General features: G+C 68.5%; 7 protein-coding genes. All 7 read left to right on the plus strand.

Going from position 1 to position 7,227, the window contains the following annotated elements; genetic code table 11:
- Nucleotides 1–228 (plus strand): undecaprenyl diphosphate synthase family protein (locus tag PV363_RS14110; protein ID WP_301022637.1); only part of this gene is annotated, 228 nt, incomplete at its 5' end.
- Between the two features lie 272 nt (nucleotides 229–500).
- Nucleotides 501–1,802: a PhoH family protein gene (locus tag PV363_RS14115; RefSeq protein ID WP_301022638.1), complete on the plus strand. Its 1,302-nt coding sequence runs from the start codon at nucleotides 501–503 to the stop codon at nucleotides 1,800–1,802.
- Nucleotides 1,803–1,931: 129 nt separating this feature from the next.
- Nucleotides 1,932–3,257: an extracellular solute-binding protein gene (locus PV363_RS14120; protein ID WP_220366113.1), complete on the plus strand. Its 1,326-nt coding sequence runs from the start codon at nucleotides 1,932–1,934 to the stop codon at nucleotides 3,255–3,257.
- Nucleotides 3,258–3,273: 16 nt separating this feature from the next.
- Nucleotides 3,274–4,218, plus strand: a complete 945-nt coding sequence (locus PV363_RS14125; protein WP_220343802.1) for a sugar ABC transporter permease — start codon at nucleotides 3,274–3,276, stop codon at nucleotides 4,216–4,218.
- Nucleotide 4,219: 1 nt separating this feature from the next.
- Nucleotides 4,220–5,218, plus strand: coding sequence for a carbohydrate ABC transporter permease (locus tag PV363_RS14130; protein ID WP_220343803.1), 999 nt, complete (start codon nucleotides 4,220–4,222; stop codon nucleotides 5,216–5,218).
- Between the two features lie 5 nt (nucleotides 5,219–5,223).
- Entirely contained in the window at nucleotides 5,224–6,474 is a 1,251-nt protein-coding gene (gene ugpC, locus PV363_RS14135; RefSeq protein WP_301022639.1) for a sn-glycerol-3-phosphate ABC transporter ATP-binding protein UgpC, read from the plus strand.
- Between the two features lie 144 nt (nucleotides 6,475–6,618).
- Nucleotides 6,619–7,227 (plus strand): hypothetical protein (locus PV363_RS14140; protein ID WP_301022640.1); only part of this gene is annotated, 609 nt, incomplete at its 3' end.

Below are 7,227 nucleotides of genomic sequence, written 5' to 3' on the forward strand. Positions count from 1 at the left end.
GTGCTCGACGTCGAGCACATCGCCGACCACCTCTACACCAAGGGTCAGCCCGACCCCGACCTCGTCATCCGGACGTCCGGCGAGCAGCGGTTGTCGGGCTTCCTCCTCTGGCAGAGCGTGCACAGCGAGTTCTACTTCTGCGAGGCGCTCTGGCCGGCGTTCCGGCGGGTGGACTTCCTGCGTGCGATCCGCTCGTACGCCGAGCGCGAGCGCCGCTTCGGACAGTGAGTCGCCCGCCCGCCTGACAGGACGTGTCCACCTGGTGGCGTGTCGCTGTCCAAGGGGACCGCCCGCGTCGTACCGTCGTCTCGTCGACGGGACCACCTCCCGACGGCACCGGGAGGCCCTCCGTGCACCACCGACCGCTCGTCACAGGAGCCGGTCCCGTGCGCACGGCGGGAGGTCGGCCCGCCCCCGGGCCCGCCGCTCCGCAACCGGCTCCATCTGCGAGAGAGTGAGCCGGCGCGGGGATGCGCGTGGGCTCGTACGAGGAGATTGCCGTGGCTGCTGACATCCCCACCACCTACGTGATCGACACCAGCGTGCTTCTCGCCGATCCCCGGGCTCTGACCCGCTTCGCCGAGCACGAGGTCGTCATCCCGGTCGTCGTGATCAGCGAGCTCGAGGCGAAGCGAGCCCATCCCGAGCTGGGCTACTTCGCCCGCGGCGCGCTGCGTCTCCTCGACGAGCTGCGGGTCCGCCACGGCACGCTCGACCGCGCGATCTCGGTCAACGACGAGGGCGGCACGGTGCGCGTCGAGCTCAACCACACCGACTGCAGCTCGCTGCCGTCAGGGTTCCGGCTCGGTGACAACGACACGCGCATCCTCTCGGTGGCCAAGAACCTCGCCGACGAGGGCCGCGACGTCACGCTCGTCTCCAAGGACCTGCCCATGCGGGTCAAGGCGTCAGCCGTCGGGCTGGCGTCCGAGGAGTACCGCGCCGAGCTCGCGCTGGAGTCCGGGTGGACGGGCATGGTCGAGCTCGAGGTCCCCGCAGAGGATGTTGCCGACCTCTACGACCGGGGCGTCGCCGACCTCCCCGACGCGCGGGAGCTGCCGTGCCACACGGGCCTCGTGCTGCTGTCGTCGCGGGGGAGCGCCCTCGGCCGGGTCACCGCCGACAAGCGGGTCAGGCTCGTCCGCGGCGACCGTGAGGCGTTCGGGATCCACGGCCGCTCGGCCGAGCAGCGGGTCGCGCTCGACCTCCTCCTCGACCCCGAGATCGGGATCGGGTCGATGGGCGGGCGCGCGGGGACCGGCAAGTCCGCACTCGCGCTCTGCGCGGGGCTGGAGGCGGTGATGGAGCGCCGCCTCCACAAGAAGGTCGTGGTCTTCCGCCCGCTGTACGCCGTCGGAGGTCAGGAGCTCGGCTACCTCCCCGGGTCGGAGGCCGAGAAGATGGGCCCGTGGGGACAGGCCGTCTTCGACACCCTCGGTGCGGTCACCTCCGGTGACGTGCTCGAGGAGGTCATCGAGCGCGGCATGCTGGAGGTTCTCCCGCTCACCCACATCAGGGGACGGTCGCTGCACGACGCGTTCGTGATCGTGGACGAGGCGCAGTCGCTCGAGCGCAACGTCCTCCTGACCGTGCTGTCGCGGATCGGGGCGAACTCGCGGGTCGTCCTCACCCACGACGTGGCTCAGCGGGACAACCTGCGCGTCGGCCGCCACGACGGCGTGGTGGCAGTGGTCGAGAAGCTCAAGGGCCACCCGCTCTTCGCCCACGTCACGCTGACCCGGTCGGAGCGTTCGCCGGTCGCGGCGCTGGTCACGGAGATGCTGGAGGATCCGACCCTCTGACCTGGCGGGCGGCCCGGGCTTGGTGCGGCGAAGTCCGGGTCGCTCGGTCTGCGGAAGTCTCACCGCTGTGGTTCAGTATTGACGTCACGTACGCAGGCGTCCGAGCGCCCTTGACGACGGGAGCTGTCGATGAGGATGAGGGCTCGACGGCGGGCCGCGGTGCTCGCCGCCACTGTCATCACGGCTGGCGCTCTCGCGGCGTGCGGAGGAGGCGGCTCCGACAGCGGTACGCCGACCCTGACGTGGTACATCAACCCCGACGTCTCCAACCTCGACCCGTACGTCACCGGCGAGGACGGCAAGCAGACCCCCGGTGGCCAGGCCTATCTGGCGATGAAGTGCGCCAAGGAGTCCAACGGCGCCTACGACATCAAGGTCCAGCTGCTCCCGAACGACGCCTCCCAGCAGCGTGAGCAGCTCGTACGCCGCCTGGCGGCGAAGGACACGTCGATCGACCTGATGAGCCTCGACCCGGCCTTCACCGCCGAGTTCGCCAACGCCGGCTTCCTCGAGCCGATGAGCGAGGAGCAGCAGTCCCAGCTCTCTGAGGGCATGCTCGACGGCGCGATCGAGGCGGCCACCTACGACGACAACCTCGTCGCCGTGCCGCTCTGGTCCAACACCCAGATCCTCTGGTACAAGAAGTCCGTCGCCAAGAAGGCCGGCCTCGACACGAGCGGACCGGTGACGTGGGACCAGGTCATCGCCGCGGCCGAGAAGACCGGGACGACGGTGAGCGTCCAGGCCAAGCGCTACGAGGGCTACTCCGTGTGGATCAACTCCCTCGTCGCAGGCGCCGGTGGACAGATCGTCGAGGATCCCGAGGCTGGCAAGGACGCCAAGATCACCATCGACAGCCCGGCGGGCAAGGCAGCCGCCGAGGTCGTCTCCACGCTGGGCAAGTCCGATGCCGCACCGCCTGCCCTGTCGAACGCGGACGAGGGTGGGTCCGTCGCCGCGTTCTCGGCAGCCGACGGCGGCTTCCTCGTGAACTGGACCTACCTCTACTCCGATCCCAACGTGGCTCCCTTCAAGGAAGACCTCGCCTGGGTCCGCTACCCGCGCACGGTCGCCGACGAGGAGAGCCGTCCACCGATCGGTGGCATCAACATCGGCGTGTCGAGCTATGGCAAGCACCCGGAGCTGGCGTACGAGGCGACCGCGTGCCTCACGTCGGAGGAGAGCCAGAAGACGTACGCCCAGGCCTCGGGCAACCAGCCGGCACGTTCCGCGATCTATGACGAGCCGGAGACGCGCAAGGCCTTCCCGATGGCGCCGTTGTGGCGCGAGAGCATCGACGCCGCGGCCGCGCGGCCGATGACGCCGTACTGGAGCGACATCAGCACCGCGCTCTACTCGAGCTGGCACCCGCCGTCGTCGGTGAACCCCGACAAGACTCCGGCGGAGTCGAAGAGATACATCGAGGACGTCCTTCAGGGCAAGGCGCTGCTGTGAGCGGGAGGCGATGAGGATGACCAGCCCCACGACGTTGGAACCCACCAAGGCGGCGCCTGACAAGGGTCGCCCGGCGAAGGCACGCACGGCTGAGAGCTCCGAGAACCGTCTCGGCTGGAAGCTCGCAGGTCCGGCGGTCGCCGTGATGCTGCTGGTGACCGCGTGGCCGATGCTGCGGGCGCTCTACCTCTCGCTGTTCAGCTACCGGCTGACCGACCCCGACAACCGTGAGCTCGTCGGCATCTCGAACTACGGCGTGGTCCTGTCCGACCCGCTGTGGTGGCGTGCGGTCGGCGTCGCCGTGTTCATCATGGTCGTCACCGTGGCCGTCGAGCTCGTCATCGGCTTCGGCTTCGCGATGGTCATGAACAACATCCTCGTCGCCCGCGGCATCGTCCGAGCCTCGATCCTCGTGCCGTACGGCATCATCACGGTGGTCTCGGCGTACGCATGGCTGTACGCGTTCCAGCCGACGACCGGGTTCGTCAACCAGTGGCTCAACCTCGACCCAGGCACCAACCCGTTCGACGACTTCTGGGGCTCGATCTTCGTCATCTGCCTCGCCGAGATCTGGAAGACGACGCCGTTCGTCTCCCTGCTCCTCCTCGCCGGCCTCTCGCAGGTCCCGAACGACGCGATCGAGGCGGCGACGGTCGACGGGGCGACCGCGTGGCAGCGGCTGACCAGGGTCATCCTGCCGTCCATGCGCGGCGCGATCATGGTCGCGGTGCTCTTCCGGGCGCTCGACGCCTACCGCATCTTCGACAGCCCGTTCATCATGACGGGCTTCGCCAACGGCACCGCCCCGCCGTCGGGGCTGGTCTACAACGCCATGATCCAACGCGTCGAGCTCGGCCTCGGGTCGGCCATGTCGGTGCTGCTGTTCCTCTCGGTCCTCATCATCGCCTTCGGGCTGATGAAGCTGTTCCGGGTGGACCTGAGCCAGGTGAGAGGAGACTGACATGTCACCGCGACGGAAGTCCCGAGTGGTGTGGTCGCTGGTCGCGATCGTCATCGGCTTGATCTTCGCCGGTGCCGGGCTCGTCCTGATCGACCGGCCCGACCTCTGGCTCTGGCTGATCGTGGCCACCGTGTTCGTGCTCACCGGCGCCGTCGGCCTCCTGCTCGGCGACACCGCGCCGCACGTCTCGTGGTCGTCCATCGTCGGCGCGGAGCTGATCGTGCTCTACACGCTGACACCGGTCGTCTACCTGCTCTCGCTCTCCCTCAAGGGTGGCAACGCCGACGTCAACCAGGGCGGGTTCCTCCCGCACGACCCCGGCCTCGACAACTACGAGACGGTCTTCAAGTTCGACCTCTTCCAGAGCGCGCTGGTCAACTCGTTCGGCATCTCGGTCATCTCCACGACCATCTCGGTGGTGCTCGCCACGTTCGCGGCGTACGCGATCGCGCGGCTGCGGTTCCGGGGCAAGAAGTTCGTGCTCTCGATGGCGCTCGCGATCGCGATGTTCCCGGTCGTCGCCCTGGTCGGCCCGCTCTTCGACATGTGGCGCGCGATCGGGATCTACGACACGTGGCTCGGTCTGATCATCCCGTACCTGTCGTTCACCCTGCCGATGTCGATCTGGGTGCTGTCGGCGTTCTTCCGCGAGATCCCGTGGGAGATGGAGCAGGCGGCCCAGGTCGACGGTGCCTCGTCGTGGCAGGCGTTCCGGAAGGTGATCGTCCCGCTGGCGGCGCCCGGAGTCTTCACGGCGGCCATCATCACGTTCTTCTTCGCCTGGAACGACTTCGTCTTCGGGATATCTCTGACCTCCACGACACGGGCGATCCCCGTGCCGGCGTCACTGGCGTTCTTCACCGGTGCGTCGCAGTTCGACCAGCCGATCGCAGCGATCGCCGCGGCCTCCGTCGTGGTGACGGTGCCGATCTTCATCATCGTCCTCCTGTTCCAGCGCAAGATCGTCTCCGGGCTCACCTCCGGTGCAGTGAAGGGTTGATCACCATGGCCACCATCGAGATGAAGAACATCGTCAAGCAGTACGGCGACAACGCGCCGGCCGTGAACGATGTCAGCCTCGAGGTCGCCGACGGGGAGTTCATGATCCTTGTCGGTCCCTCCGGCTGCGGGAAGTCGACGCTGCTGCGGATGATCGTCGGCCTCGAGGAGATCACGTCCGGTGACATGATGATCGGCGGCAGGCGGGTCAACGACGAGCCGCCGCGCGACCGCAACCTCGCGATGGTCTTCCAGAACTACGCGCTGTATCCCCACCTCAACGTCTACGAGAACATCGCCTTCCCGCTGCGCCTTCAGAAGGGCATGAAGGACGAAGAGATCGACAAGCGGGTGCGCGATGCCGCGGAGACGCTGGAGCTCACCGAGTTCCTCGACCGCAAGCCGGCCAACATGTCCGGCGGCCAGCGCCAGCGCGTCGCGATGGGGCGGGCGATCGTCAGGGAGGCGCAGGCGTTCCTCTTCGACGAGCCCCTGTCGAACCTCGACGCGAAGCTGCGCGGGCAGATGCGGACCGAGATCGCCCGGTTGCAGCGCAAGCTCGGCGTGACGACGGTCTACGTCACTCACGACCAGACCGAGGCGATGACGCTCGGTGACCGCGTCGCTCTGCTCAAGAAGGGCGTCCTCCAGCAGGTGGCCTCGCCGCGCGAGCTGTACGAGGACCCGGTCAACCTGTTCGTCGCCGGGTTCATCGGCTCGCCGCCGATGAACATGCTTCCGGCACGCCCCAACGGGGACCAGCTGGAGCTGCCCTTCGTCTCGTTCACGATGCCGCCGGAGATGGCGAAGGCGGCCGAGGGGCACGAGCTCCTCATCGCCGGTGCGCGTCCCGAGCACTTCACAGACGCCAACGGGCCCCAGGTGCCCGAGGCGAGCGTGCCGTTCTCGGCCACGGTCGACGTGGTGGAGTGGCTGGGCAACGAGCAGTACGCCTACATCCCGTTCGAGGCCCCGTCCGAGGTCAGGTCGACGCTGGACCAGCTCGCCAAGGACCTCGACGGCGAGCGGATGCAGCAGCAGATCGTGGTGACGCTGGACCCGACGACCCGGGTGCGTGAGGGTGACGAGGCGCAGCTCACGATCGACGTCTCCAAGCTGCACCTCTTCGATCCCGAGACCGGGGACAACCTGATGCTGAGCGCTCGTGCGGGGGCTCACACGTCGTCCGACGCCGACGGGTCGTCGGGCGCAGCCACGGGTGGGGCGCACGCCGCGGAGTCCGTCGCGAGGGAGTAGGCCCAGATTCTCAGGAAAGTCCGTTCGTGCAGGTCAGAGGGCGATCTGACCGGATTTTCACTGGTTGTCTGTTTGATCCCGTGATGTTCTCCGCGCATCCTGGGGGTTGCGCTTACCGCGATTCCTTCCCCCGGAGGACCACGAGTGATCGACCCCCGCATGCCCGTGCGCCGTTCTGGTGCCCAGGACGGCCGACGCAAGGCCGAACGCAAACCGCTGACGACACGGCTCCTCACCCGCGCCCGTACGCCGCGCGGTCGGATCGCCGTGGCCGCGGCGGTCGCTGCCTCGGCGGCGATCGTCGGTGGCGCGGCCGTCGGTGCGACCGGTGCACCGCCGGCGACCGAGGTGGAGTCCGTCACCGGGCTGGAAAAGCTGGACCCGCGCTCGAGCCCCTCGAGGGCCGCGGAGCGTGACGACGCCGAGGTCTCGCGATCCGGGGAGCGGCCGGCCCCGCAGAAGGCCGCGCCGAGCCCGTCGATCGCTGACGCGAAGAAGCAGCAGGCTGCAAAGACCGCCCGCGCCGCCCGGATGGCCACCAGGACCGCGCGCATGAAGGACCGCGATCCGCGCCAGATCGCGAAGGCGATGCTCCCCGACTATGGCTTCAGCGGCCAGTTCGGGTGCCTCAACGACCTGTGGGTGGGCGAGAGCAACTGGCGCTGGAACGCCGACAACCCGACCTCCAGCGCATACGGCATCCCGCAGGCCCTGCCCGGCTCCAAGATGGCCTCGGCCGGGGCGGACTGGAAG

It is taken from the genome of Mumia sp., assembly GCF_028803055.1.
GTDB lineage: Bacteria > Actinomycetota > Actinomycetes > Propionibacteriales > Nocardioidaceae > Mumia.

Bases quoted from the DNA above. Each gene is read 5' to 3' on its own strand.
- PV363_RS14130 (WP_220343803.1), top strand. From the start codon at position 4,220: ATGTCACCGCGACGGAAGTCCCGAGTGGTGTGGTCGCTGGTCGCGATC.
- PV363_RS14125 (WP_220343802.1), top strand. From the start codon at position 3,274: ATGACCAGCCCCACGACGTTGGAACCCACCAAGGCGGCGCCTGACAAG.
- ugpC (WP_301022639.1), top strand. From the start codon at position 5,224: ATGGCCACCATCGAGATGAAGAACATCGTCAAGCAGTACGGCGACAAC.
- PV363_RS14120 (WP_220366113.1), top strand. From the start codon at position 1,932: ATGAGGATGAGGGCTCGACGGCGGGCCGCGGTGCTCGCCGCCACTGTC.